This window comes from Amycolatopsis sp. NPDC051106 (assembly GCF_040682775.1).
GTDB lineage: Bacteria > Actinomycetota > Actinomycetes > Mycobacteriales > Pseudonocardiaceae > Amycolatopsis.
In genome coordinates, this window is record NZ_JBFBBQ010000042.1 from 1 (window position 1) to 25,587 (window position 25,587).

General features: G+C 72.0%; 20 protein-coding genes. 9 read left to right on the top strand and 11 right to left on the bottom strand.

The features are described from left to right. Positions 1–30: 30 nt before the first annotated feature. From AB0M83_RS27855 to AB0M83_RS27865, 3 genes are all read right to left on the bottom strand, one after another. A complete protein-coding gene (locus tag AB0M83_RS27855) occupies positions 31–1,236 on the bottom strand; it encodes an MFS transporter (protein WP_364521332.1) in 1,206 nt (401 codons plus the stop codon). 152 nt (positions 1,237–1,388) lie between these two features. Beyond that, entirely contained in the window at positions 1,389–3,104 is a 1,716-nt protein-coding gene (gene ilvD / locus AB0M83_RS27860) for a dihydroxy-acid dehydratase (RefSeq protein WP_364521333.1), read from the bottom strand. Positions 3,105–3,131: 27 nt separating this feature from the next. Continuing rightward, positions 3,132–4,499: an FAD-dependent oxidoreductase gene (locus tag AB0M83_RS27865; RefSeq protein WP_364521334.1), complete on the bottom strand. Its 1,368-nt coding sequence runs from the start codon at positions 4,497–4,499 to the stop codon at positions 3,132–3,134. Positions 4,500–4,566: 67 nt separating this feature from the next. Between AB0M83_RS27865 and AB0M83_RS27870 the strand changes: the two genes are divergently transcribed. Both AB0M83_RS27870 and AB0M83_RS27875 read left to right on the top strand, forming a co-directional pair. Beyond that, positions 4,567–5,226 carry a GntR family transcriptional regulator gene (locus AB0M83_RS27870; protein WP_364521335.1) on the top strand — a complete coding sequence of 220 codons (660 nt, stop codon included), beginning with the start codon at positions 4,567–4,569 and terminating at the stop codon, positions 5,224–5,226. Between the two features lie 85 nt (positions 5,227–5,311). After that, positions 5,312–5,452 carry a hypothetical protein gene (locus AB0M83_RS27875; RefSeq protein ID WP_364521336.1) on the top strand — a complete coding sequence of 47 codons (141 nt, stop codon included), beginning with the start codon at positions 5,312–5,314 and terminating at the stop codon, positions 5,450–5,452. Between the two features lie 15 nt (positions 5,453–5,467). On the opposite strand, the gene AB0M83_RS27880 is transcribed toward AB0M83_RS27875, so the two are convergent. After that, on the bottom strand, positions 5,468–6,286 hold the full coding sequence (locus AB0M83_RS27880) for a helix-turn-helix transcriptional regulator (RefSeq protein WP_364521337.1): 819 nt from the start codon (positions 6,284–6,286) through the stop codon (positions 5,468–5,470). 133 nt (positions 6,287–6,419) lie between these two features. On the opposite strand from AB0M83_RS27880, the gene AB0M83_RS27885 reads away from it, so the two are divergent. Both AB0M83_RS27885 and AB0M83_RS27890 read left to right on the top strand, forming a co-directional pair. Next, positions 6,420–6,863, top strand: coding sequence for a nuclear transport factor 2 family protein (locus AB0M83_RS27885; RefSeq protein WP_364521338.1), 444 nt, complete (start codon positions 6,420–6,422; stop codon positions 6,861–6,863). Next, positions 6,860–7,708, top strand: coding sequence for an NAD(P)H-binding protein (locus tag AB0M83_RS27890; RefSeq protein WP_364521339.1), 849 nt, complete (start codon positions 6,860–6,862; stop codon positions 7,706–7,708). The genes AB0M83_RS27885 and AB0M83_RS27890 overlap by 4 nt, the downstream gene beginning before the upstream one ends. A gap of 40 nt (positions 7,709–7,748) precedes the next feature. Here the strand turns inward: AB0M83_RS27890 and AB0M83_RS27895 are convergent, their stop codons facing one another. The 5 genes from AB0M83_RS27895 to AB0M83_RS27915 form a co-directional block, all read right to left on the bottom strand. Continuing rightward, positions 7,749–8,195: a DUF2000 domain-containing protein gene (locus AB0M83_RS27895; RefSeq protein WP_364521340.1), complete on the bottom strand. Its 447-nt coding sequence runs from the start codon at positions 8,193–8,195 to the stop codon at positions 7,749–7,751. 21 nt (positions 8,196–8,216) lie between these two features. Beyond that, positions 8,217–9,284, bottom strand: a complete 1,068-nt coding sequence (locus AB0M83_RS27900; RefSeq protein WP_364521341.1) for a Glu/Leu/Phe/Val dehydrogenase dimerization domain-containing protein — start codon at positions 9,282–9,284, stop codon at positions 8,217–8,219. A 118-nt stretch (positions 9,285–9,402) separates the two neighbouring features. Beyond that, positions 9,403–10,599 (bottom strand): FAD-dependent monooxygenase, encoded by a 1,197-nt coding sequence (locus AB0M83_RS27905; RefSeq protein ID WP_364521342.1) that lies wholly within the window; start codon positions 10,597–10,599, stop codon positions 9,403–9,405. A 5-nt stretch (positions 10,600–10,604) separates the two neighbouring features. After that, positions 10,605–11,822, bottom strand: coding sequence for an FAD-dependent monooxygenase (locus AB0M83_RS27910; protein ID WP_364521343.1), 1,218 nt, complete (start codon positions 11,820–11,822; stop codon positions 10,605–10,607). A 39-nt stretch (positions 11,823–11,861) separates the two neighbouring features. Beyond that, entirely contained in the window at positions 11,862–12,395 is a 534-nt protein-coding gene (locus AB0M83_RS27915) for a hypothetical protein (RefSeq protein WP_364521344.1), read from the bottom strand. A 65-nt stretch (positions 12,396–12,460) separates the two neighbouring features. On the opposite strand from AB0M83_RS27915, the gene AB0M83_RS27920 reads away from it, so the two are divergent. Next, positions 12,461–13,099: a TetR/AcrR family transcriptional regulator C-terminal domain-containing protein gene (locus AB0M83_RS27920; RefSeq protein WP_364521345.1), complete on the top strand. Its 639-nt coding sequence runs from the start codon at positions 12,461–12,463 to the stop codon at positions 13,097–13,099. 158 nt (positions 13,100–13,257) lie between these two features. Here the strand turns inward: AB0M83_RS27920 and AB0M83_RS27925 are convergent, their stop codons facing one another. Then, a complete protein-coding gene (locus AB0M83_RS27925) occupies positions 13,258–14,607 on the bottom strand; it encodes a ferric reductase-like transmembrane domain-containing protein (protein WP_364521346.1) in 1,350 nt (449 codons plus the stop codon). A gap of 204 nt (positions 14,608–14,811) precedes the next feature. On the opposite strand from AB0M83_RS27925, the gene AB0M83_RS27930 reads away from it, so the two are divergent. After that, positions 14,812–16,068 (top strand): MFS transporter, encoded by a 1,257-nt coding sequence (locus tag AB0M83_RS27930; protein WP_364521347.1) that lies wholly within the window; start codon positions 14,812–14,814, stop codon positions 16,066–16,068. Positions 16,069–16,245: 177 nt separating this feature from the next. Here the strand turns inward: AB0M83_RS27930 and AB0M83_RS27935 are convergent, their stop codons facing one another. Next, positions 16,246–20,736, bottom strand: a complete 4,491-nt coding sequence (locus AB0M83_RS27935) for an RHS repeat-associated core domain-containing protein (RefSeq protein ID WP_364521348.1) — start codon at positions 20,734–20,736, stop codon at positions 16,246–16,248. A gap of 263 nt (positions 20,737–20,999) precedes the next feature. Here AB0M83_RS27935 and AB0M83_RS27940 point away from each other — a divergent pair, with 263 nt between their 5' ends. The 3 genes from AB0M83_RS27940 (at position 21,000) to AB0M83_RS27950 (ending at position 25,557) form a co-directional block, all read left to right on the top strand. Continuing rightward, a complete protein-coding gene (locus AB0M83_RS27940; protein ID WP_364521350.1) occupies positions 21,000–21,674 on the top strand; it encodes a HEAT repeat domain-containing protein in 675 nt (224 codons plus the stop codon). Beyond that, positions 21,668–22,669, top strand: a complete 1,002-nt coding sequence (locus tag AB0M83_RS27945) for a MerR family transcriptional regulator (protein ID WP_364521351.1) — start codon at positions 21,668–21,670, stop codon at positions 22,667–22,669. Before AB0M83_RS27940 ends, AB0M83_RS27945 begins: the two co-directional genes overlap by 7 nt. Positions 22,670–22,896: 227 nt before the next feature. After that, complete coding sequence (locus AB0M83_RS27950; RefSeq protein ID WP_364521412.1) at positions 22,897–25,557, top strand: glycoside hydrolase family 9 protein; 2,661 nt, start codon at positions 22,897–22,899, stop codon at positions 25,555–25,557. The last annotated feature ends 30 nt before the right edge of the window (positions 25,558–25,587 follow it).

A 25,587-nucleotide genomic window follows, 5' to 3' on the forward strand; every position in this document is an offset into this window, starting at 1 on the left:
GTTCAGCCGGGTTCCAACCCGGCTGAACACTCACGACGCCGGGCTGGGCGCCCTCTGCTCGCGTCCGATCCGGTTCCGGGCCGTCTCCGGGCCCAGCGCCAGCGCCACGACGGTCAGCGCCGCCATCGCCGCCATGTACACGAGGATGGGCCACCAGTGCCCGGCCCATGCGTAGAGCGCGGTGGCGATGAACGGGGCCAAGCCGCCGGCCAGGACCGAGCCGACCTCGCGGGAGAACGCGAACCCCGACATGCGGAACTCGGTGTCGAACAGTTCGGCGTACCAAGCGGCCTGCGGCGCGAGCATCGCCGGGTAGAACACGCCGAGCCCGATCACGAAGGCCAGGATCACCCAGCCCGCCGAGCGGGTGTCGCTGAGCAGGAAGAAGGGGACCATCCAGCACACGGAGCCGAGGATGCCGGCCAGGTAGACGGGTTTGCGCCCGACGTGGTCGGAGAGCAGCCCGCAGAGCGGGATCAGCACCGCCTGGACCGCGGAGGCGATCATGACCGCCCCCAGCCCGAGCGATCGGCCGAGGCCCAGCGTCGTGGCCACGTAGGCGACCCCGAAGACCGGGAGCAGGTAAGCAAAACCGTTCTCGCCCATGCGGGTGCCGACGACGATGAAGAAGCTGCGCGGGTGCCGGCGGAGCGCGGCGAAGATCCCGCCCGGCCGCCCGGCCGACGGGCCGGTCCTGGTGCCCTGGAAGACCGGCGGCTCCTCGACGGTGCGCCGGATGAGGTAGCCGACGAGCAGGCACAGCGCGCCGAGCAGGAAGGGCAGCCGCCAGCCCCAGGACGCGAACTGATCCTCGGGCAGCAACAGGAACAGGGAGAACACGCCGTTGCCGAGCAGGGTCGCGACGGCGTAGCCGAGCGGAGCGGCCGAGCCGGCGAACCCGCGACGGTCCGGGCGGGCGTGCTCCACCGAAAGCACCACGGCGCCGGCGTACTCGCCGCCGGCGCCGAAACCCTGGACGAGCCGAAGCAGGACCAGCAGGATCGGGGCCAGGGCCCCGACCTGTGCGTAGGTGGGGAGCAGGCCGATGGCGGTGGTGGACGCGCCCATGAGGACGAGGGTCAGCACGAGCATCCGCCGTCGCCCGACGCGATCCCCGAGCCGGCCGAGCACGAGGCCGCCCACGGGCCGGGCGAGGAAGCCGACGGCGTAGGTGGCGAACGCCGCCAGGGTGCCGAGCAGCGGGTCGTGCGACGGGAAGAACTGCGTGTTCAGCACGATGGCCGCGGCGGTGCCGTAGACGATGAAGTCGTACCACGACCAGCACGGTGCCGACCAGCGCCGCGAGCGACGCTTTCCGTGACTGTCCCGGCGCGCTGCCGGCGGGTTCTGCGGACACGGTGTTCTCCTTCGATCCGGGGGAGGGCGCGTCAGTGGCCGGACGACGGTGTGGCGGGTTGGGGACGGCGGAGGACGGCTCCCTGCTGGACCGGGCCGACGAGCGCGGCGTACTGCCCGAGCCAGCCCCGTTCTTCGGCGGGGCGGCCGGAGGTGACCGGTTCCCCGTGCCGGAGCGGGACGGTGTCGACGGTCCGCTCGTCGAGGTCGATGGTGATCGTGTCGCCGGATCGCACGCCCGCGAGCGGGCCGCCGTCAGCGGCTTCCGGCATGACCTGGCCGAGGACCAGTCCGTGGTTCAGGCCGGAGAGCTCGCCGTCGGTCACCACCGCGACCTTGCCGCCCAGCCCGGCGCCGTTGAGGGCCGCGACGAAGCTCGCCGCGAAAACCGTGCCGGGGCCGCCGCGCGGTCCCATCCCGCGCAGCACGATCACGCTTCCTTCGGCGATGTTCCCGGTGCCCAGCGCGGCGATCGCGTCGTCCTCGCCCGCGAACACCTCGGCGGGGCCGGTGAACCGGCGCCGGGCGGCGCCGGCGCCCGCGACCTTGACCACCGACCCGTCGGGGGCCAGTGAGCCACGCAGGATCAGCAAACCCGGTTCCGGGCGCACCGGGTCGTCGAGCCGGCGCAGGACGGTTCCGTCCGCTTCCGGGGCGTCGCCGGAAAGCTCGGCCACGGTTCGCCCGGTGACGGTCAGCGCGTCACCGTGCAGCCGGGGCAGCAGCGTCCGCAACACCGCCCGGACTCCGCCCACACGTTCGAGGTCCCACACCTGGTGGGTTCCGTTCGGGCGGATGGCGGCCAGCTGCGCCGTGTCCTCGCCGAGCCGCTCGAACAGGGCGACGACGTCGAGGTCCAGGTCCGCTTCGCTGGCCACGGCCGCCAGGTGGCGCGCGCAGTTGACCGAGCCGCCGAGCGCCATCGCGACCCGGACACCGTTCTCGATGGCCTTTCCGGTGATGATCTTCCGCGCGGTCAGCCCCTCGGCGACCATTTCGACGATCCGGCGGCCGGCGTCGGCCGCCAGCGCGCGCATCCGGTCGGAGTTCGCGCGGATCGGCGCCGCGCCGGGCAGGGTCATGCCCATCGCCTCGGCCAGGACGTGCATGGTGTTGGCGGTCGCGAGCCCGGCGCAGACTCCGGGACCCTGGATCGCGGAATCGGCCAGCTCGCCGAGTTCGCCGACCGTCATGGTCCCTGCTTGCACGGCACCGACCGATTCGTAGACGGTGTCGATGTCGACCGAGCAGCCACCGTAGCGGCCACCCCCCTGGAAGCCGCCGGGCACGATGATCGAGGGCAGGTCCAGCCGGGCCGAGGCCATCAGGTGCGCGGGGGTGGTCTTGTCGCACGACGAAAGGCACACCATGCCGTCCAGGACGGCGCCCTCCACCGCGGCCTCGACGTCGTTGACGATGAGGTCGCGGGTGGGCATCAGGTAGCGGGCCTTCCGGCCGGCACTGGTCACGAAGTCCAGCGGCGCGGTGGTGCGGATTTCGAACGGCAGCCCGCCCGCTTCCCACACCGCTTCGGCCACGAGTTCGGCAATGCCGTCGAGGTGGGAGAAGCAGATGCCGAGCTTCGACGAGGTGTTGACGATCGCGATCTTGGGGCGTCCCTGGTCTTCCGGGGCGAGACCCAGCGCCGTCCATTGGGCGCGGCGGACGGCCCAGCGGGTGCTGCCGGGGGTGAACTCGCTGCGCAGTGCGCCCTGGCGCACGGGGTCGTAGTCGGGCAGGCCGGTCACGGGAGTGGTCCTTTCGCGGAGATCGGGTCAGAGACTGCTGCCGGCGGCGTGCATCGCCGCGCGAACGTCGGCGCCGGGCACCGACCGGTACGGCAGGTCGTCGCGCAGCGACAGCAAAGTCGCCGTGGCGGCCGCGTGGCCGTACTCGAAGCACTGGGCGGTGACCCGGGCCGAGGCGAGGGCCTCGTGCTGTGCTCCGAGGCAGCGGCCGGCCACGATGATGTTTTCGCCGGTTCGCGGCACCAGGGAGAGGTAGGGGACCTCGTAGAAGTCATCGAGCAGCCAGCGCAGCTTCGGCCGATCGCCGGAGTGCAGTTCGATGGGCCAGGGTGACCGGACCACCCCGTCTGCTCGTTTGCGGCAGGCGAGGACGTCGGCGTTGGTGAGCTCCTCGACCGCTTCGATGCTGCGGGTCTGGCGAACGCCCGCTTCGACACCGGTGTCGACGACGAACGAATCGGCGCAGCCCGGCACCCGCTGCCGCAGGAACCGGGCGTAGTCCCGGACCTGGCGCCGGCCGTCGATCTCGGCTTCGGTGAAGTCTTCGGGGTCGATCACGTTCAGCATCCGCCCGTCGCGCCCGACCAGCCGGGTCGCGTTGACGAGCAGCTCACCGGGCCGGGTCGTCCGGAACAGCCACACGTGGGACCGGGGGAGGTCGAGCCCGTCCGCGCGGGCTGACTCGATGGCGGAGCTGACCCACGGCGGGCAGATCGTGTCTTCCCCGTACGCTTCGCGAAACGCCGCCAGGTCGACGTTGCCGAGCCGGAAGAACATGGTGGGGTTCTGGATCCGGCCACCGTCCCCGAACCGCGTCGCGTGCCCGGCACGCGCGACGACCGCGGCGTCTCCCGACGCGTCGATGGTGCGCGCGGCCCGGATCACCGATCGGCCGGCGTTCGATTCGACCACGACGCCCGCGTGCCGCCCGTGCTCGACGAGGACGCCCGTGACCGCGGTGTGCAGCAGGATCCGGACCCCCGCGCGTTCGAGGAAGTCGTCGGCGACCTCGCGCCAGACCAGCGGATCGTGCGCGACCGTCCAAGTCTTCCCGTACCGCTGGGGGCCGGTGACGCCGCCGCGCGCGCCGAGCGCTTCCCGGAAGCGCTCGGTGAACCCGTGCACCACCTGCCGCGGCCCGCCCGATTCCGCGGCCAGGTAGAGACCGCAGATCGTCCCGGACATCCCGGCCACCGCGGCGCCGCCGAAGAAGCCGTAGCGCTCGACGATCACCACGGACAGCCCGCCTTCGGCGCACACGGTCGCGGCGGCGACTCCCGCGGCCCCGCCACCCACGACCACCACGTCGACGTCGGCGAACACGGGGAGGCCGGTCGCCTCCGCTGCCGCGGCGTCCAGCCGCCAGTGCGGGAACCCGACTGACATATCACTCATATATTGGTTGTACATGGCCACGGCGGGCGTTGTCCAGCCCCGCTGCCGGATGAGCGATGATGGGGGAGTGACAGAACAGGTCAACAAGGCCGAGCAGGTCTACACCCTGCTGGAGGACATGATCACCTTCCAGGAACTCGCACCGGGTGAGGCCGTCTCCGAGGCCGGGTTGATGGCGCGCACCGGCTTCGGCCGCACGCCCGTGCGAGAAGCGCTGCAGCGGCTCGCCCGGGAGCGCATGGTCGAGATCCACCCGCATCGCGGGGTGTTCGTCGCGGCGGTGTCCGTCGAAGCGCACTTCCGGCTCCTCGAACTGCGCCGTGGCCTGGAAGAGATGGCGGCGCGGTTCGCGACCTACCGCGCGCAAACCCGGCAGAAGGAGCGGATGCTCGCACTCGTCGCCGAGCTGGACGCGTTCGAAGGCACCGATGTCCGGCAGTTCGCCACGTTGCTCAAACGCTCGCACTCCTTGATCGTCGAAGCCACGCAGAACGAGTACCTGGAACTGGCGATGGCGCCCTTGCAGTCGCTGTCACGACGCTTCTGGTTCGCTCACCTGCCCGACGTGGCCGAGGACCTGCGAACCGCGGCCCGGCTGCACGGCGACCTGCTGCGAGCGATCGCCCACGGCGACGAACCGGCCGCGGTCGCCGCGGCGCTCGCCCTGAACGACTACCTGACCGACCTCACCTACGCCGCGCTCGGCCGGCCGGAGTCGCGTACCTGAGGTCCGCTGGCGGGCTTTTCGCTCTTTCGTCAGCTGATGTGCCGGGCGGTGCATCCGCTTGCGGACGGGGGATGGGGCGCACGTCATGGTCACGCGTGCTCTGGAGGCGAGGATCGCGTCCTCGCTCAAGGTTCCGAACCTCGAGGGCAGCACCGGCCGCCCGAAAGCACGGGACCTGACCGACCTCACCTACGCCGCGCTCGGCCGGCCGGAGTCGCGTACCTGAGGTACGGCGAAGCCGTCAGAGACGCTCGAGGGCGGCGGCGCTCGAGCTGCCCGGCTCGGCTGTGTACATCACCAAGGTGTGTCCCGCGCCCGGGAACAGCAGGGTGGTCCGATCCAGCTCCAGTTCTCCCAGAGCCGGGTGGTTCACCCGCTTGCGGACGGCGGGGAGGGGGCGCACGTCGTGGTCACGCCAGCCGGCGGCGAAATCGGCGTCGTGGGCGGCGAACTCGTTGACCAGCTCGGCCAGCGCACGGTCGGCGGGGTGCTTCAGGACGGCCGTGCGCAAGTGCGAGGCGGATTGCCGCGCGAAAGTCGCTTCCGCCTCCGGTGCGGCGGCGCACAGGGTGCCGGCCAGCCGCAGGGCGAGCCGGACGGCGTTGCGTTCGCCGGGCGGCACCATTCCGAAGTCCGTGATCAAGGCCGTCGCCGCGCGGTTCCAGGCGACGATGTCCTGCCTGCTGTTCACGACGTAGGCCGGAATGGTGCCGAGCCGGTCGAGGAGCGCCCGCGCTTCATCGGGGATTCGCTCGGGCTCGCGGTGCGCACCGGGCAGGATCTGGCCGGCCAGCCCGGCCAGGTGCTCGCGTTCCGCTCCGGTGAGCTGGAGGGCGGTCGCCAGCGCGTCGAGCACCTGCGGAGACGGGCGGGAGGCGCGTGCCTGCTCCAGCCGTTCGTAGTAGCTGACCGACACCTGAGCCCGGGCCGCCACCTCTTCGCGGCGCAGACCGGGGGTCCGCCGGGCGCGGTTCCCCGGTCCGTGCGCCCGCCCGGCGGCCTCGGGGCGCAGGTTTTCCCGGCGGCGGCGGAGGAAGTCGGCGAGCTCTTGTCCGGACACACCGCCATCATCCCATGCGGCAGCCGGCTCAACCTCCCACTGACAGTCCGGGGCTGAAGCGTGGGTTCCCCGGGTGCCGGCCGGCTGGGCACGCTGGTCCGGCAAGCAAATTTCCGAGTCCGAGGAGGATGACGTGCCCAGTGCACCGGAGAAAGTCTTTCGGCGGCTGCTCGACTTCATGCTGGAGAAGGACATGGACGCTGTCGCGGATCTTTGGGCGGCGGAGGGCACCGCGGAATTCCCCTTCGCCGCCGGCGATGCGCCGCGGCGCCTGACGGGGCGCGAAGAAGTCCGCGGTTACCTGGCCGGCTACCCGGAACTGCTGGATATGCGGGAAATCGCCGCGCTGACCGTGCGTCCGACCGAGGACGCGGACACCGCGGTGATCGAGTGGACGGCCGAGGGCCGGACGGTGCGCACCGGCGAGCGCTACCGGCTGGACTACGTCGTCGTGCTGACCGTGCGCGAGGACCGGATCACGGTGTACCGCGACTATTGGAGCCCGCTGGCGACGGCTCGCGCGGCCGGGCGGCTGCCCGAGCTGATCGCTTCGCCCGAGAGGGACGACGTTTCGTGACCGGGGTGCTCGTGACCGGCGGCACCGGGAAGACCGGCGCGGCACTGGTCGAACAGCTTCGCAGTGCGGGAATACCGGTGCGGATCGCGAGCCGGCACCCCGCCACCGCCGATCCCGACGCGATCCGATTCGATTGGGGCGACCCGAGTACACACGAAGCCGCGCTGCGCGGCATGGATCGGGTCTTCCTGGTTCCCCCGGTGGAAAGCGTCGACCCCTTGCCCCTGGTGGGGCCTTTCCTGCGCCGGGCCCGGCGGTCCGGCGTGCGCCGGGTCGTGCTGCTCGGTTCCGCCATCGTCCTGCCGAACGCGCCCAGCGCGCTGGAGCTGGCGGCGCAGGTGCGGGCCGAGCCGGGCTGGGTGGTGCTGCGCGCCTCGGGGTTCATGCAGAACTTCTTGCGCCCGCACCCGCTGGGCGACCGCATCCACCGGCTCGGCGAGATCCGCACCGCGGCCGGCGACGGCAAGGTGGGGTGGATCGACGTCCGGGACATCGCGGCTGCCGCGGCGGCTTTGCTGGAGGATCCCGAAGTTCGCGCCGCGGACGGCGATTTCCTGCTCACCGGGCCCGAAAGCCTGAGCTACGGCGACACCGCGGAAGCCATCACCGTCCACACGGGCCGCCGGATCCGGGTGCGGCGGATCGAGCCGGGCGAGCAGGCCGCGGCTTACCGGGCCGCCGGCCTGCCCGCCGGGTTCGCCGCCGCCCTCGCGACCGTCGAGGACGGGATCCGGCGCGGGCGGGAAGACCGCGTCAGCACGACGGTGCTCGACCTGACCGGCCGGCCGCCCCGCACCTTCGCGCGATTCGTTGCGGAGCACGCGAACGAGTGGCGCGCGAACTGACCACGGAGCTGGGTGCCCGTTGCCTCAGGCCAGCAAGGGCTCAGGCCAGCAAGGGAAGGCGCTTGGTCAGTTTGGTGACCTGGTTGCGCGGGCCCGCGACGATCATGCCGACGAGGTCGGCGTCGGACTCGGCGGTGGCGGCGAGGTCGGCCAGGTACGCCTCGTAGGTGCGGGCGCGGCGGGCCGTTTCGGTCAGGCACAGCACAGTCAGCTGTTCCCGCTCGCCGGCGAGCCGGTGGAGGCGGGTCAGCTCGGCGGCGCCGGTGGTCAGGATCGGGACCGGAGTGGTGACGATGCCGTGGTAACGGGTGCCGGTGGCGTCGACCGCCTCGGGGCCCAGCGGGAGCCCCAGCCGGGTGCCGATGCTGGCCCCGAGGACGGTCGCGGCGTTGACCGCCTGGTTGGTGGGCAGCCCGTCCCGCACGACGAGCACGACTTTGAGCGGCGGTTCGGACGGCGGCTGGGGGGTGCCGGGCGCGCTGGTCATGGTGCGTGGTGCTCCGCGGTTTCAGGCCGTTGCCGGCTGGTGGTGGGTGGCGAGTGCGTGTGCGGCCCGCAGCGGGGTGGTCCCGTGGGTCCGGGCGTGGGCCAGGATCCGGTCGACCTTGGCGCCGATGGCGTCGATGCGGGCGTCGGTTTCCGGTTCGTCGCAGGCCAGCTCTTCGCGGCAGACGGCGTGGATGATGCCGCCGGCGCTCGCGACCGTGTCCGGGATCCACGTGATGCCGCGCTCGTGCAGGAGGGTGGCGACCTCGTCGCCGGTGAGCTGGTTGTTGGCCGGGCCGACGATCAGCGGGATCGTGCAGCCGGCGACGGTCTCGGGGCTGAGCAGCCCGCCGGTGGCGGCGGGCACGAGGATGTCGAGGTCGTGGCGCAGCAGGTCCGACGCGGTCCAGGTGAGACCGTCGGTTTCGACCTGCGCGCGGAGGCGGTCGTCCCGGTCGGCGACGACCACGTCGGCGCCGTCGGCGGCCAGCGACCGGCCCAGGAGACGGCCGACGCTGCCGTAGCCGATGACGCCGATCCGCAGGCCGGTCACGGCCCGGGTGCCACGGAGCTGGGCGACCGCGGCGTCGAGGGCGGCGCGGACCCCGCGGGCGGTGGCCGCGCTCGAGTTGCCGCTGCCGCCGAGCGCTTCGGGCCGGCAGAACGCCCATCCCGGGGTGAGGCGGTGGATCACCGCCATGTCCTGCGGGGTGGTCCCGATGTCGGGTCCGGTGCGGTAGCGCCCGCCCAGCCTGCCGATCGTCTCGGCGATGTCGAGCACGAGGTTCTCGCGCACCGGCGGCGTCAGCGGTGCGTCACCGAGGACCACGACGGTCTTGCCACCGCCGTGCGGCAGCTCGGCGAGCCCGCATTTGAGCGTCATCGCGCGGGAGAGCCGCAAGGCGTCGGCCACGCCGTCGCCGACGGATCGGTACGGCTTGATCCGGCAGCCCCCGATCGCCGGGCCGCGTGCGGTGGAGTGCACCGCCACGACGATCGGGATGCCGCTGCGGGCCCCGCGGACCACGTGCAGTTCCTCGTGCTCGACCCCCGCCCGGTCGAGCGTGGATACGAGATCTGTTCGACTCATGCCGTCAGAATCCACGACATCTCGGATCCATGCGCCTGATCCTGAGGTATGTTCGAAAACTAGTCGAAATTTCGAACGTCGATCGGATCGGCCCGGCAGTTGGTGCGTGCCTTGCGGCTCACCGCGACGCGCCGGACAGTGCCCGGGCTTGCGGACCGCCCGCCTCCGTCGCCGGCCGACGGCCGCGGATCCTGCGGACCAGACCGAGGAGGACCGACCGCAGCGCCTCGGCCCGGCGGCTGGACGGGACGAACATCTGCTGCTTGAGCCGGGCGGTGCGCTGGTGCTTGGTGATGAACGGACGCAGGCCGGTCTCCCAGGCGTCCAGGGCGGCGGCGAGGTCGCCGGGGTGCTCCCGCAGGGCCGCGCCCAGTGCGGCGCCGCCGCGCAGCGAGGACGTGGCACCCATGCCCGAGTAGAGGTTCATGCACCACGCCGCGTCCCCCACCAGCACGACCCGTCCCGTGCTCCACCGCGGCATCCGCACCTGGTGCACCGAGTCGAACAGGCGATCAGGGGCCTCCTCCAGGGAGTCCAGGACGTGGCGCACCACGGGGTCGTCCATTCCGGAGAAGACCGAGCGCAGCCGCTGGACCCGCGACCCGCTGAACTGCTCCTGGATGTCCGTCGTCCGGTACGTCAGCAGCGCGGTGGGCGCGTGGTCGGCGAGCCCGAACACCCACACCGCCCGCTTCGCGCGCGCGATGATGATGCTGTCGCTCGCCTCGTACGAGGGCACCTGCTCCTTCAGCTGGAACGCGCAGATCATCGCGTTCCACGTGGTCAGGTAGTCCTCGTCCGGACCGAACACCATCCGGCGCACGCTCGAGCGCATCCCGTCCGCGCCGACGACCAGGTCGAAGCTCTCGCGGTACTGCGCACCGGTGCCGGCCTTCTCGAGCAGCACCTGCACCTCGGCGGGACCCTCGGTGATCGCGACCGGAGTGGTCCCGAACCGCACCTCGACGCCGGTGATGCTCTGCCACAGCGCGGCCTCGACGTCCCCGCGCAGCACCGCTGCCGGCTCCCCGGGCTGGTCCAGGAATCCCAGCGCCGGCCGGCGCCTGCCCCGGCGATCCACCGACCACGAATTCGCGCCGGCCGCCCGGTCCGGGTTGCGGGTGTGCAGGTGGTCGGCGATGCCCAGGTCGGCCGCGGCTTGCCGGCCCTCAGGGAACAGCCCGACGAAGTAACCCCCGGTACGCCGCTCGGGTGCCCGTTCGATGATCACCGGAGTCCAACCGGCCTGGCGCAGCCCGATCGCCGCGGACATCCCCGCGATCCCGAGCCCCACCACCAACGCCCTCTTCCGCATGGCCGTCACCGCGCCACGCCGGACGGAACAGCGGCCGCTGCCGTGGTGTACTCCGCTGCCAGCCGGCGGTGGACGACCTTGCGGATCAGCTCGAGAACGCCCGAAACCACCACCTGGACCGGGCGGCTGGACGGGACGAACCGCTGTTGCTTTATCCGTGCGGAGCGCCGCTGGCTGGTGATGTAGGGACGCAGGCCGGTCTCCCAAGCTTCCAGCGCGGCGGCGAGGTCGCCGGGGTGCTCCCGCAGGGCCACGCCCAGTGCGGCGCCGCCGCGCAGCGAGGACGAGGAGCCCATGGCCGAGTAGGTGTTCATGCACCAGGCCGCGTCGCCCACCAGCACGATCCGCCCCGTGCTCCACCGGGGCATCTTCACCTGGTGGATCGAGTCGAACACGTGGTCCGGGGCCTGCTCCAGGGAGTCCAGGACGTGGCGCACCACGGGTTCGTCTTCCATCCCGGAGAAGGCCGCGCGCACCTGCTCGATCGACGGTCCGGCGAACCGGTCCGGGATGTCCTCGGTGCGGTAGGTCAGCCACGCGCAGGGCGCGTGGTCGGCGAGCCCGAACACCCACATCGCACGCTTGGGGCGCGAGACGATGATGCTGTCGCCCGCCTCGTAGGTGGGCACTTGCTCCTTCATCTGGAACGCGCAGATCATCGCCTTCCAGTTCGCCAGGTAGTCCTCGTCCGGACCGAACACCATCCGGCGCACGCTCGAGCGCATCCCGTCCGCGCCGACCACGAGATCGAAGTCCTCGCGGTACTGCTTCCCGGTGCCGGCGTCCTCGAGCAGGACCCGCACCCCGCCGGCGCCCTCGGCGATCTCGACCGGAGTCGTCGCGAACCGCACCTCGACCGCGTCCTCGGTCCCGTCGCCGGTGATGCCCTGCCACAACGCGGCCTCGATGTCGCCGCGCAGCACCGCTGCCAGCCCGCTGGGCGCGTCCAGCAATCCCAGGGCCGGCCGGCGCCTGCCCCGGCGATCCACCGACCACGAGTTCCCGCCCGGTCGCCATTCCGGGTTGCGGGTGTGCAGGTGGTCGGCGATCCCCAGGTCGGCCGCGGCCTGCACACCCTCCGGGAACATGAAGATGAAGTAACCCCCGGTACGCCGCTCCGGCGCCCGTTCGACGATCACCGGTGTCCAACCGGCCTGGCGCAGCCCGATCGCCGCGGACATCCCCGCGATCCCGAGCCCCACCACTAGTGCCCTCTTCTGCATGGCTTTCCTCTCTCCGTTGGTTCTGATCTGGGGGACGGCTCAACCCGGCACGACGACGGCGCGGCCGCGGCCGGTGTAGGCCCACGCCTCACCGACCCGGCTCAGCGGGAACGCGGTGTAGGGCAGCTGCCGGGACCCGTCGGCGAAGCGGGCCATGACCTCGGGCGCCTCGGCGAGCATCTCCTCGGTGCACCGCGAGCCGATGCCGCTGCCGGTCATCCGGATCCGCCTGTCGCGCAGCAGGTCCAGGGCCTTCTCCAGGCCGTCGGGTCCGTCGTGGGCCAGCGACACGGTCGTCGCTCCCGCGCCGCGCAGCCACTCCAGCGCCTTCGGATCGCGCCCGGCGGCGATGACCCGCTCCGCCCCGAGCGCCAACGCCCCCTGCACGGCGATCGTCCTCGAGGGTGGACGCGCGTATCCGGTGTAGACCAGGCGCCCGTCGCCGGTGCGAGCGGACGCGTCGATGCCCGGCACCAGCGGATAGGTCATCTGCCCGTGGCCGTGGTGCCACCCGGCAGCCAGCGTGCGAACGATGTGGTGACGTACCGGGAGTGTGACGACCGAAGCACGCACCAGAGCCTCCTTAACTAAGTTCAACGCTGTAGCCACCATGCCTGAACAATGTTAAGTTGTCAACCATGACCAAGGGCATCACTCGGGAACGGATCATCACGGCGGCGCTCGAGCTGCTCGACGACCAGGGCATGGACGCCCTCACGGTTCGTGCGCTCGCCTCCCGGCTGGACGTCCGCGCCCCCGCCCTCTACTGGCACGTGCGCAACAAGCAGGAGCTGCTCGACGAGATGGCCACCGAGGTCATGCGCCGCGTGAGCAGCGCCTTCGCCGCGGTCCCGCCCGGCGACGGCTGGCGCGACGACCTCACCGCCTACGCCCGCGTCCTGCGCGCGGAGTACTTGGTCCACCGCGACGGAGCCCGCATCTTCAGTGGCACCCGGATCACCGACCCGGACGTGGTCCGCATGAAGGAGCCGTTGTTCGAACGCTGGACCGCGGCCGGCTGGAAGCCCGCCGACGCCGATGACGCCGTCGATGTGGTCACCGCGTTCGTCGTCGGCTTCGTCATCGAAGAGCAGGAGCGGCGCCAGGCCGCCGAGACCGATCCGACGCGCTACTCGGCCACCGAGCGCGACGCCTGGCTTGGCGAAGGCGCGTCACTGGTGAAGGAGGCCGGGCACCTCCTCGACGACGGCGACCAGCGCTTCGAACGGCATCTCGGCATCGTCCTCGACGGGCTCGCCGCCCGGCCGGACGCGTGAGCCGGCCGCGCCTGCGAGCCGGCACGGTCGCAGCCGGCGCGGCCACGACGAGCGCCGCGCCAGGCAGGCGAGTGTGTCGCCGAAGCCAAGGGTGCGAGAAACGGCGCGGTCCTGATCAACGCCGTCCTCGAACATCCCATTGGCGAGGCAAGATGGGCCTAACGGAACTCGAAGTGCTCGGCGTGCACGTAATCGCGCGGAATGCCTTTCTGTCGCAGCCCGGTGCCGAGCCTCGCGACCATCGCCGCCGGGCCGCACAGGAACACGTGCGTGTCCGCCGTCACCGGACCGGCCGCGGCCTGGACGCGATCGACCGTGAGCCTGCCGTGCTTTTCGGAGAAGACCGGGTGCACCTCGAGGTTCGGCAAGCGGTCGGCGGCCGCGACGAGGTCGGGCAGGAACACCGCTTCGGCCTCGGTGCCGGTGCAGTAGAACAGATCGATGCGGCTCGGCTCGTCGACCCGTTCGGTGGTCAGCCAGCCCAGGAACGGCGCCACTCCGATACCGCCGGCGATCCAGATCTGGCGAGCGCCGCCGAGAGTGTGGTCGAACATGCCGTACGGACCGTTGACCACGGCCGGCAGTCCGGGACGCAGGTTCTCGTGCATCCGCAAGGTATCCCGGCCGCGTGAGCGGATGGTGAGCCGGACCGAGCCGTCCGACGACGTTCCCGCCACGCTGAACGGGTGTGCGCGCCAGCGGTGTTCCCCGCCCACGCTCAGGTAGACGAACTGCCCGCCCCGCAACGGCGAACCGGCACCGGTCGGCGTCAACAGGACGTCGGTGATGTGCGCTCCCGGGCGGAGCACCTCCTTGATCACGTAGTCGGCTTTCGCCGCTCTGCGCCGGAGCAGCAGTTCGTCGTAGCCGTATGCGGTGACTCCGACCGCGCTGATGATCACGTAGCCGACACGCAACACGGCCGATCCCGCCAGTACCTCGTCGAGCAACCACCCGTGCACCAGGGCGGCGACCAGCATCAGGCCGATGAACCGGTGCGTCACCAGCCAAAGCCGGTAGCCGACGCGCAGCAGCCGGCTCACCCGGCCCAGCGAAACCAGGGTCAGCGCGATCAAGCCGAGTGCGGCGAACAAGCCCAGCGCCCGCCCCGCCTCGCCGGAGAAGGTGAGCTCCTCCGCGGGTGCCGCCTGGTCGCTGCCGCTGGTGACCAGCGTGTGCGGGATGAACAGCAGGAGAGACCAGATGCCGCACAGCCGGTGCCAGAAGTACATGCGGTCCAGACCGCCGAAGCAGCGTTCCAGCGTGGGCAACCGGGTGGCCAGGACCGTTGTCCAGGTCATCAGGTAGACCGCGAGCACGCCGAGGACTTCGCCCAGCAGGTAGGAAGTGGCGATCCCGTCCGGCCGGAGCTTGCTCCAGGCCGCCACCACCGCCCCGGCGCCGGAAACGACCGCCAGCGGGCCGGCGTGCCGCAGCTTCAGCCGGACGTCCATCGGCCGGCGCAGGACGCGGATGACGTAGATCGCGATGGCGACGAGGAACGACATGGCGTGACTCCACGTGTCGGTGGGCAACCAGCGGTTGTCCGGCCAGCGCCTTAACAATGTTCAAGACCGTTCCCACGATGCCCGAACTTAGTTAAAGTGTCAACGGCGGCGCGGCTGACGAGGCGTCTTCGAGGTTGCGGCCGGTGAGGTACAGCACGCCCGTCGCCTCCCGCCGGGGCCGCTTCGACAAGCTAGGGTCGGGCAATGTCCGAGCACCGCCCCCTTCCGCTGTGGGCGGGCCGCGCGGCCGCGCTGCTGGGCATCGTGCTCGTCGCCTTCACCCTGCGCCAGGCGGTTGCGGCGATGTCGCCGATCCTCGGCGACATCCGGGTGGACATCCCGATATCGGACATCGGCGTCGGGCTGCTCGGCACGTTGCCGCCGATCCTGCTCGCGGCATCCGGGTTCATCGCGCCGCGCGTCGCCCGCGGCCTCGGCCTCGACGGCGGCATCGTGCTCGCGTTGCTGCTCATGACCCTCGGCCACCTCGTGCGCGCGTTCGCCCCGGGCTTCGCGGTGCTGCTCGTGGGCAGTGTCGTCGCGCTCGCCGGTACGGGCATCGGCAACGTGCTGCTGCCGCCGATCGTGCGGCGCTACTTTCCCGACCGGGTAGCGCTGCTGACCGCTGTCTACGCCTGCATCGTGGGCGTGAGCACGGCCGTGCCCGCTGCGCTCGCCGCTCCGGTCGCCGAGCAGCTCGGCTGGCGGTTCTCGCTCGGCATCTGGTCGGTGACTTCGGTGGTCGCGCTTGTTCCCTGGCTCGTCATCATCGTGCGGGAGCGCCGCCGGCGACTCTCGGATGCCGTCGCTGTCGAGTCCCCGCCTCCTGCCCTCGTCACGCGGCTGTGGCGGTCACGCGTGGCCCTGTCGATCACCGCCGTGTTCTCGACCAGCACGATCTGCACCTACGCGTGTTTCGCGTGGCTGCCCGAGATCCTCGGCGACATCGCCGGCTCGACGCCGACCGAGGCCGGTGTGCTGCTCGCCGTCACCGGCCTCATCAGCGTGCCCGGCGCACTCGTCGCGCCCCTGCTCGTCGCGCGGCTGCGCAATGTCGGCTGGCTGATCGCCGCCGGTATCGCGAGCTTCGTGCTCGGCTACCTCGGCCTGCTGCTCGCGCCTGCGGCACTCACCCTGCTCTGGGTGCTGCTCATCGGCTCGGGGTCGATCCTGTTCCCGGTCTGCCTCGTGCTCATCAACGGTCGCACCCGAACCCACGGCGGCACCGTCGCGCTGAGCGGTTTCGCCCAGGGGGTCGCGTACGCGCTCGGCGCGCTCGGTCCGCTGCTCGTCGGGCTGCTGCACGACGTGAGCGGCGGGTGGACCCTGCCGCTGCTGTTCCTGCTCGCAGTCGCCCTCGTGGCGACCATCCCGGCGATCACGCTGGCCAGGCCCACGTTCGTCGAGGACGAACTCGCCCGGCCGGCGCCGCCAACCCGGGAGTGCGCCGACAGAGCCTGATGTCCGGGCAGCTGTACCTGGCCATGCCCGGGGCCCATTCGCCGGCCGCTGCGGCCTCGGCCCAGCCCGATGGCCACCCGGTGCAGTCCCGGGCAACCCGGCCGAGCGGAAGCCCCGGCGAACCGGCGACGGCCGGCACGCCGGAACCTGGCACGACCGGCGCGGCGGCCGCGCGCGTCAGCGGATCGGGTTGGGCGTGATGTCCTGGGCGAAGAGGTTGCCGTTGGAGCTGCCCACGTGGACGTGGTAACCGCGGCCGCCCACGTTCACCGTGATGTGGGGCCGCGGGTCGGCGCCGCCCGCCGCGCCGCCGAGGCCGCCCTGGTGGATGCCCGCCGTCTGCTGCCAGCCGCGGCCTTCCTGCATCTGCTTCAGCAGTTCCTTCGCCCGGCGCGCGCCTTCGCCGCGGCCGGAGGCGAGGTTCTCCAGGATCCCGACGAACTTCTTGTCGCTGATCTCCGTCACCGGCACGTTCGCGTTGCCGTGGAACACCGGCTGGCCCGGGCGGTTGTTGCCCAGTACCGGGTTGTTCGCCTTGCCGCCCTTGCACTTGCCCTTGCCGCCCTTGAGGCCGACCGGGTCGAGCCAGCCGGTGGGGTTGCGGACGTACGCGTGCGGGTTGGTGCCGCCGCCGAGCCCGATCGGGTCCGGGCTGATGTACCGCCCGGTTTCCGGCTCGTAGTACCGGTTGACGTTGTAGTGCAGGCCTGTCTCGGCGTCGAAGTACTGGCCCGGGAAGCGCAGTGGCGTCGGCCCCGGGCCACCGGCCTCCAGGCCCCACAGGGTCTGCGCCGAGTGCCACGTGATCCGGCCGGACTCGTCGACCAGCTCCGCCGGGCTGCCGATCAGGTCGGCGACGACGGCGTGGAACTGTTCGTCGAGGCCGCCGTCCGCGCGGGTGCGGCGGTCCAGCACGCTCACCGGCACCGGCCGGTCCGGTTCCCAGTCCCACGTCGTGATCCGCGCCGGCGCACCGCCGTTCGTGACGATCTCCTCGGCCGGGACGATCCCGTCCCAGACGAAGACCGTCTCGGCGGCGACCGTGCCGTCCGGGCCGAGCAGGCGCTTGGCGACCCGGCGCCCCAGCGCGTCGTAGGCGTAGCGCCACTCGTGGCCGTCCGGGGTCCGCACCTGCTCGAGGCGGTCGTCGGCGTTCCAGGCGAAGCTCCAGCCGGCGGGGCCGCCCGGCTGCTGCCGCCAGGTCAGGCGGCCCAGGTCGTCGTAGCGGTACTCGACGTCGCCGGCGCGCCGCACCAGAGTCCCGGTGTACTCGCGGGGGCCCGCGGCCGGGTGGTCGGCCCACTCCGCCACGGCGATGTTGCCCGCGGCGTCGTAGGCGTACCGCTCGCCGCCGTCGGGCCGCTGCAGGCCGGTGACCCGGCCCAGCCGGTCCAGCGCGAACTCGCGGCGGCCCGAGAGCAGGTCGTCCACCCCGGCGAGCACGTCGTCCGCCCGGTGGCGGTAGGCGCGCCGCTGCCGCGGCTGCCCGTCGGCCCCGGCGACGACCTGCTCGACGAGCCGGTCGTTCGCGTCCCAGGTCTGGGCCAGCGTCGCGGCGCCGAAGACCCGGCCGATCTCGCGGCCGGCCGGATCGTGCGCGAACCGGATCGACCGGCCGGCCGTGCTCAGCTCGGCCGGCGCGCTCGCCGCGTCGTAGCTCCAGGTGCTCGTGACACCCGAGGCGGTGCGGCGCGCGGTCCGCAGCCCGCTGCGGTCGTAGCCCGAGCGGACTTCCCGGCCGTCGCAGGTCTCGGCCACGACCCGGCCGAGCCGGTCGTAGGCGAAGGTGAGGTCGGCGTCGGCGTTGGTCGCGCGCACCAGGCGGCCCGCGGCGTCGTAGGCGTAGGTCGTGACGCGGTCCCCGCGGCGCTTTCCGGTCAGCCGGCCCAGCGCGTCCCAGGTGTAGGTCGTCGGTTCCCCGGCGCCCGTGGTGCTTTCGACCAGCTGGCCGGCGGCGTCGCGCCGGTAGGTGACGACCCGGCCGTCGAAGTCGGTCTCGCGCACGACCCGCCCGGCGGCGTCGTAGTCGATCCGCCACTGCGCGCCCGCGGCGTTGGTCACCGAGACGAGCCGCAGCTCGGTGTCGTAGGCGAACCGCGTGCGGCTGCCGTCCGGCGCGATCTCGCAGACGGGCAGATCGAACGGCCCGAAGTCGGTCCGGGTCACGGCACCCGCGGCGTCCGTCCGCTCGACCGCGTTGATCTCGCCGTCGTAGGTGAAGCGCTCCACGGAACCGTCCGGGGCGATGCGCTTCCACAGCTCGCCCTCGACCGTCCACGCGAACGTCGTCGTGTTGCCGGCCGGATCGGTGACGGACTCGACGCGGCCGAGCCGGTCGTAGGTGTAGGCCGTGCGCCCGCCGGCGGGGTCGAGGACCGTGCGGGGCTTGCCGAGGGCGTCGCACTCGATCCCCGTCGTGCGGCCTTCTTCGTCGGTGAACGAGCTGAGCGCTCCGCCCGGGCCGTAGCCGTACCGGCGGACCCCGCCCATCGGGTCGGTGGTCGCGACGAGCCGGCCGGTCTCGTCGTACTCGTGGGCCCACACCGCGCCGTCCGGTTCGACCGTGGCCCGCGGACGGCCGCGCCCGTCGTAGCGGACGCTGTGCACGCTCCCGTCCGGGCGGGTTTCCGACGTCCGCCTGCCGTGTTCGTCGTAGCCGTACCGGGTGGCCCGGCCCAGCGGATCGGTGACGGCGAGCAGCCGGTCGTGGCGGTCCCACTCGTAGGTCGTCACGCCGCCGAGCGGATCGGTCTCGCGGACGAGCTGGAACTCCTCGTTCAGCTCGAAGGTGGTGGTGTGACCGAGCGAGTCGGTCGCTCGGTTGACGCGGTTTTCCCGGTCGTAGGCGAAGGTGTAGGAGAGCACCCCGCCCGGCCCGGTGCCGCGGACGCAGCGGTCCAGCTCGTCGTAGGTGAACTCGTAGCCCCGGCCGTTGCGGTCCTGCCAGCCGGTGATGCGGCCCGCGTCGTCGTAGGCGAACCGGTAGGGCCGGCCCGAGGAGTTGATCACCTCCACCAGGTTCGCCCGCTCGTCGTAGGCGAACCGGGCGAGGGTGACGCGGTCGTCGTCGCGGGCGCCGACGGAGGTGAGCTCGGTGATCCGGCCGTCGGCCGTGGTGACGGCGATGCGGTGCCCGGCCGAGTGCCGCACCTCGCGCAGCGTCCCGTGCGGGTCGCGGTCGAAGACGATCCGGTTGCCGTCGGCGTCGGAGATCGCCGCCAGCCGGCCGATCTCGCCGCCGGCGGGGAAGTGCAGGGTGCGGCCGAGGTCCGGCTGCTCCATGACGTACTCGTCGCCGAGGCGCCGCAGCGGCCACCGCGGGCCCTCGACCGGCGCGACGGCCGCGGCACCCGGGACGGGGTAGACCAGCAGCGTGCCGTCCTCGGCGGCGAAGTCGACGCGGCCGTCCCCGGTTTCCAGGCGCTGGTCCACGGTCGACGCCCAAGACCGTCCGAAGTGGACACCGCTGCGGTAGCCGGAGAAGTGGGCGCGCTCCAGCACGAGCGACAGGACGCCGTCGATCTCGACGTCGGTCTGGGCGAGCATCATCCGCCCGGTCGTCATGTCGATCGGGTCGCCGCTGCCCGGCCGGCAGTCGGTCGGGGTCGAGTTTTCCTTGGGGGAGCCGTTGTGGCCGGCGAGCCCGCCGTCGCGCGGCTTGCCGCCGTCCTTCCCGCCGGCCGGGCCCTTCCCGCCGCCGGAAGGCGTGGTCGAGCCGTTCGGCGACGGCGTGTCGTCGGGACCTTTGGACGCCGGCGGCGGCTCGCTCTTGGGCGGCGGGTCACCCTTGGCGCCGGACGGGGTGGTGCCGTCGCCCTTGGCGCCCGAGGGAGTGGTGCCGTCACCCTTCGGTCCGTCCAGGCCCTTCGGGTTGCCGTTGATGTCGGCGTGCTTCGGCGGCGGCGCTGCCTTGCCCGGCTTGATGTTCTTCAGCGCCTTGGCCGCGTCGGAAAACAGGTCACCGGCCCGCTTGAGCAGCGGCATCAGCGCCTGGAGTGCCTTGACCAGCCGCTTGGTCAGGTCGGCGATCTTCGACGCGGTCTTCGCGACGGCGGTGATCACCTGGGGAACGACCCACGTCATCCCGATACCGAGGGTGAACACCACCTGCAGGGCCCAGCTGATCAGGTGCCCCACCAGCTCGGCGATGATGTCGCGGACCAGCGCCCGCACCGCCGCGACGACCTCACCGGCGGTCTTCACACCACTGGACGCGCCTTCGCAGCCTTTCTGGGCGGTTTCCAGCAGCGTGACCGTGTCCTGTGCCCGCTGGCGGTACATGTCGCCGGCGTTCCCGGTCCACGACGAGATGTCGGTTTTGACCATGCCGGTCAGGTCTTGGCCGATGCTGCCCAACTCGGTCGCGACGTTCTTCCACGTCTCCGACTGCGCGGCGATCTCGTCAGCGTTGCCGGTCAGACCGTTGAGAGCTTCCTTGAGCGGCCCGACGTGCTCGATGAGCCAGCCGACGCCGGCGGCGAGGATCGCGCCGAAGGGGTCCATGGCCATGGAGAGAGCGTCGAGGGCGGTGCCGACGGCGCCCATGGCGACCGAGGCCCAGTCGCCGCTTTCGATCGCGGACTTGAGGTCGGCTGCCGACTCCAGCAGCGAAATGCCCGAATACGCCTTGGTGGAGTCTTTGGTCTCCGCGACCAGCGGGTTTCCCACTACGCGACCTTTCCGGTGGGCCGGCGAACCGGGTCACCGGCCGGTGACGGCGCCTTGTCGACGATCACTCGGCGGGAGGATAGCAACGCCGCGATGGCCGGTGTATGGCTTGGTGCCAGGCTGCCCGCCGGGGCAGTAGTTCCAGGCCGTCCGGGCAGAAAGCGTCAGCCGTCCTTGCGGCGGCGGAACCCGGCCGGGCCCGCCGCGCGAACACCGGGGCTTGACCTTGACACTGTGACAAGGTCTTCACTGGGCGGCAGGAGGTGATCCCCATCAACAGCGAAAAGAACCCGCGCCTGCTCGACGCGCTGGCTGCCGGGCATTCGTCGACACGGCTGAAGGCGGCGCTGGCGGCCGGGACGTACCCGGAGCCCGGCTTCGCCGACGCGCTCGTCGCCCGGTGCGCGATCGAGCCGGACTTCTTCGTGCGCGACATGCTCACCTGGGCGTTGACCCGCTTGCCCGCGGAGCTCACGGTGCCCCGGCTCGTCACCGAGCTGCGTTCCGGCCGGCCGCAGGCCCGGAGCCAGGCGCTGCACACGTTGTCGAAGATCGGCGACCGGACCGCGTGGCCCGCGATCACCCCGGCGCTGCTCGACGACCCCGACGACGAAGTCAAGCGAAGCGCGTGGCGGGCCGCGGTCGCCCTCGTGCCCGACGGTGACCGGGAGGAGCTGGCGGTGCGCCTGGCCGGCCGGCTCGGCCGTGGCGACCGGGAGCTGCGGCTGAGCCTGAGCCGGGCACTCGTCGCGCTCGGGGACGTGATCGAGCCGGCCCTGCGGGCGGGACTCGCCAGTGCCGACCCGGCGGTGCGTGCGCACGCCCGAGCCACGGAACGGCTCCTTGACGACCCGGACGCCGGGTTCGACTCGGCCGTCGACGAGGCGAAGCGGGTCGTCGCGCTCGGTCCCGAACGCGCCGGGGGAGCGGCGTGCTGATCGGCGAGGTGGCCCGCCGGTCCGGGGTGAGCACGCGGATGCTGCGGCACTACGACTCCCTCGGACTGGTGCGGCCGACCGGCCGCACCGTGGGCGGCTACCGCGAATACTCCGAAGCGGACATCCGCCGGATCTTCCACGTGGAAGGCCTGCGGTCACTGGGGTTGACGCTGCGGGAGATCGGCCGCGCACTGGAGGACGCGCTCGTCCCGCCGGCCGCTCTGGTCGACGACCTCATCCGCAGGACCGAGGACCGGCTGAAACGGGAGCGGGAACTGCTCGAGCGGCTCCGTGCGATCGACGCCTCGGCGCCCGACGGCTGGCCGGACGTCCTGCGCGTCGTGGAGCTGCTGCACGGGCTCGATTCGCCCAGCGCCGCGCGGCGCCAGCAGGCCGTCCTGGCCCCGGCCGAGGGCGTTCCGGTTCCCGCCGACCTGCTGGCCAAGGCGATCCTCGCCGAAGCCGACCCGAACGTCGCCGGCGCGCTCCGGTGGGCCCTCGCGCGGGCGGGCGGCGACGGCGTGGCGAGCGTGGCGGCGGGCCTGCGCTCGTCCGACGTCGGCGTCCGGCGGCGCGCGGTCTTGGCGATCGCCGAGCTGCCGGGCGACGAGGCGACTTCGGCGCTGTCGGGCGCGCTCGCGGACCCGGACCCGGCGGTGCGCCGGCCGGCCGCGCTGGCCGTGGGCAGCCGGGGCGGGAGCGCGGCGGTGCCGACCCTCGTCGCCATGGTGGTCGAGGGCACGAACGACGTCGAAGCGGCCGAGGTGCTGAGTTCGCTGGCGACCGAACACGGGTACGCGGACCAGGTGCTGAGCGCGATCGTCGGCGAGTTCGCCGCCGAAGCGGCGGATTCCGCGGTGCGGATTCGGCTGACCCAGGCGCTCGCCGAGCTGCCGCCGGAGTTGGCCCACGACGTCCTGCGGCGGCTGGCCGACGACGCCGATCCCGCTGTCGCCCGCGTCGCTTCCGCTCTCGTGGTCCACCGGTCCGGGTAGGACTCGCGAGACGGCCGTTCGACGGGGAAAACTGGGAACGCTCCCAAGGTACGCACTGTGAATGCCGGCCGATTCCATCCGGGCTACGCCGGATAGTCCAGTACTGAACGGCTGAAACGCCTATCGGTGGCGGCGATGCTTTACAGGCCGCACGCGGATCCTTACCGTCGTTCCGGAAGCGCTCCCAGAACCGAGGAGGCGGAGTGCACGCTTCGACGATGAAGTGGATGTCCCGGGCGCTCGTGGCGCTCCTCGTGCTCGGCTTGGCCGTGGTGGTGCCCGGTCTGTCCCCGGCGGCCCGCGCCGCGGCCGGCAAGTTCGCCTACGGCGAGGCCCTCCAGAAGGCGATCTGGTTCTACGACGCGCAGCGCTCCGGCGCGCTGCCCGCCGGCAACCGGGTTTCCTGGCGCGGCCCGTCCGCCCTCGACGACGGCAAGGACGTCGGCCTGGACCTCACCGGCGGGTTCTACGACGCCGGCGACCACGTCAAGTTCGGGCTGCCCTTCGAATTCAGCATGAGCATGCTGGCCTGGGGCGCGCTGGAGAACCGCGCCGCCTACCAGGACTCCGGGCAGTGGCCGTACCTGCTGTCGAACCTGCGCTGGGGCAATGACTGGCTGATCAAGGCGCACCCCCAGCCCAACGTGCTCTACGGCCAGGTCGGCAAGGGCGACGACGACCACAAGTGGTGGGGTCCCGCCGAGACCATGACCATGGCCCGTCCCGCCTACCGCGTCGACACCTCCTGCCCCGGCTCCGATCTCGCCGGCGAAGGCGCCGCGCAGCTGGCCGCCGGCTCACTGGTCTTCCGGGCCGACGACCCGACCTACGCGGCGACCCTGCTCACCCACGCCAAGCAGCTCTACTCGTTCGCGGACAACTACCGGGGCGCCTACTCCAACTGCATCACCGACGCCCAGAACTTCTACAAGTCCTGGAGCGGCTACCAGGACGAGCTGGTGTGGGGCGCGATCTGGCTGTACAAGGCCACCGGCGACGCCGCCTACCTGACCAAGGCGCGCGCCGAATACGGGAAGCTGGCCACCGAGCCGCAGACCTCCACCCGCTCCTACCGCTGGACGCTGGCGTGGGACGACAAGTCCTACGGCGCGTACGTCCTGCTCGCCCAGCTCACCGGCGATCCCGAGTACGTCGCCGACGCCAACCGCTGGCTGGACTGGTGGACCACCGGCGTCAACGGCCAGCGCGTGCCGTATTCGCCGGGCGGCCAGGCGGTGCTCGACCAGTGGGGCTCGCTGCGGTACGCCGCCAACACCGCGTTCGTCGCCCTCGCCTACTCGGACTGGCTGCGGACCACGGATTCCGCCCGCGCCACCACGTACCACGACTTCGCCGTGCGGCAGATCGACTACGCGCTCGGCGACAACCCGCGCGGCGCGAGCTACGAGGTCGGGTTCGGCGTCAACCCGCCCCGCAACCCGCACCACCGCACCGCGCACGGCTCCTGGGCCGACAGCATCACCGACCCGGTGGCGAGCCGGCACGTCCTCTACGGCGCGCTCGTCGGCGGTCCCAGCTCGGCCAACGACGCGTACACCGACGACCGCGGCAACTACACCATGAACGAGGTGGCGCTCGACTACAACGCCGGCTTCACCGGCGCGCTGGCCCGGCTGTACGGCGAGTACGGCGGCGCACCCCTGGCGAGCTTCCCGCCGAAGGAAACCCCGGACGGCCCCGAAATCCTGGCGCAGGGTGCGCTCAACCAGCCCGACGGCGGCACGTTCACCGAGGTCAAGGCGTACGTGATCAACAAGTCGGCGTGGCCGGCGCGCACGTTCACCGGCTCGCTGCGGTACTACTTCACCCTCGACGGCGCCACCACGCCCGGCCAGATCTCGGTCACCTCCGCGTACAACCAGTGCGACGCGCCGACCGTGCACCAGTTCTCCGGCTCGGTGTACTACGTCGACGTGCCGTGCTCCGGCGGCGTCGCTCCCGGCGGACAGTCGCGCTACCGCAAGGAAGTGCAGTTCCGGATCAGCAGCACCGGCACCTGGAATCCCGGAAACGACTGGTCGCACACCGGCCTCGCCCCGAGCGGAAGCGCGCCGGTGAACAACCCGCAGCTGGTGCTTGCGCAAGGCTCCGCGGTGCTGTGGGGCAGCCAACCCGGACTGTCCACAGGGGACACCACTCCGCCTGCCGCGCCCACCGGGGTCACCGCCACGGCCGGCAGCACCAGCGTCAGCCTCGCCTGGACCGCCGCGACCGACGACGTCGGCGTCGCCGGGTACGACGTGCTGAACCCGGCCGGTGCGGTGGTGGGCGCCACCACGAGCACCAGCTACCAGGTCACCGGCCTCACCCCGGGCACCGCGTATACGTTCTCGGTCCGCGCCCGGGACGCCGCCGGCAACCAGTCCGCGGCGAGCAGCCCGGTCTCGGTCACCACCACGACCGGCGGCAACACCGGCACCGGCTCCCTCGCCGTGCAGCAACGCGCCGACAGCGCCGTCACCGGCAACCAGATCCGCACCGGTCTCCAGATCGTCAACCGGGGCAGCGCGGCCGTCGCCCTGAACAGCGTCACCGCGCGCTATTGGTTCACCGGTGACGCGACCAACCCGGGTTACCAGGTTTGGTGCGACTACGCGGTTCTCGGCTGCGCGAACGTCACCCTGCGCGTGGTGAAGCTCAGTGCGGCGCGCCCGGGTGCCGACGCGTACGTCGAGGTGAGCCTCGCCGGCGGCACCCTCGCCCCGGGCGCGAGCACCGGTGAGATCCAGGTGCGGGTCGCGAAGGCCGACTGGTCAGCGCTCAACCAGGCCGACGACTACAGCTACCGCGCGGCGGCGTCGTTCGCCGACCTCACCACCGCCACCGCCTACCAGTCCGGCGCCCTCGCGTGGGGCACCGAGCCCTGACCGTTCGGGGTTTCGATCGACGGGCCGCGA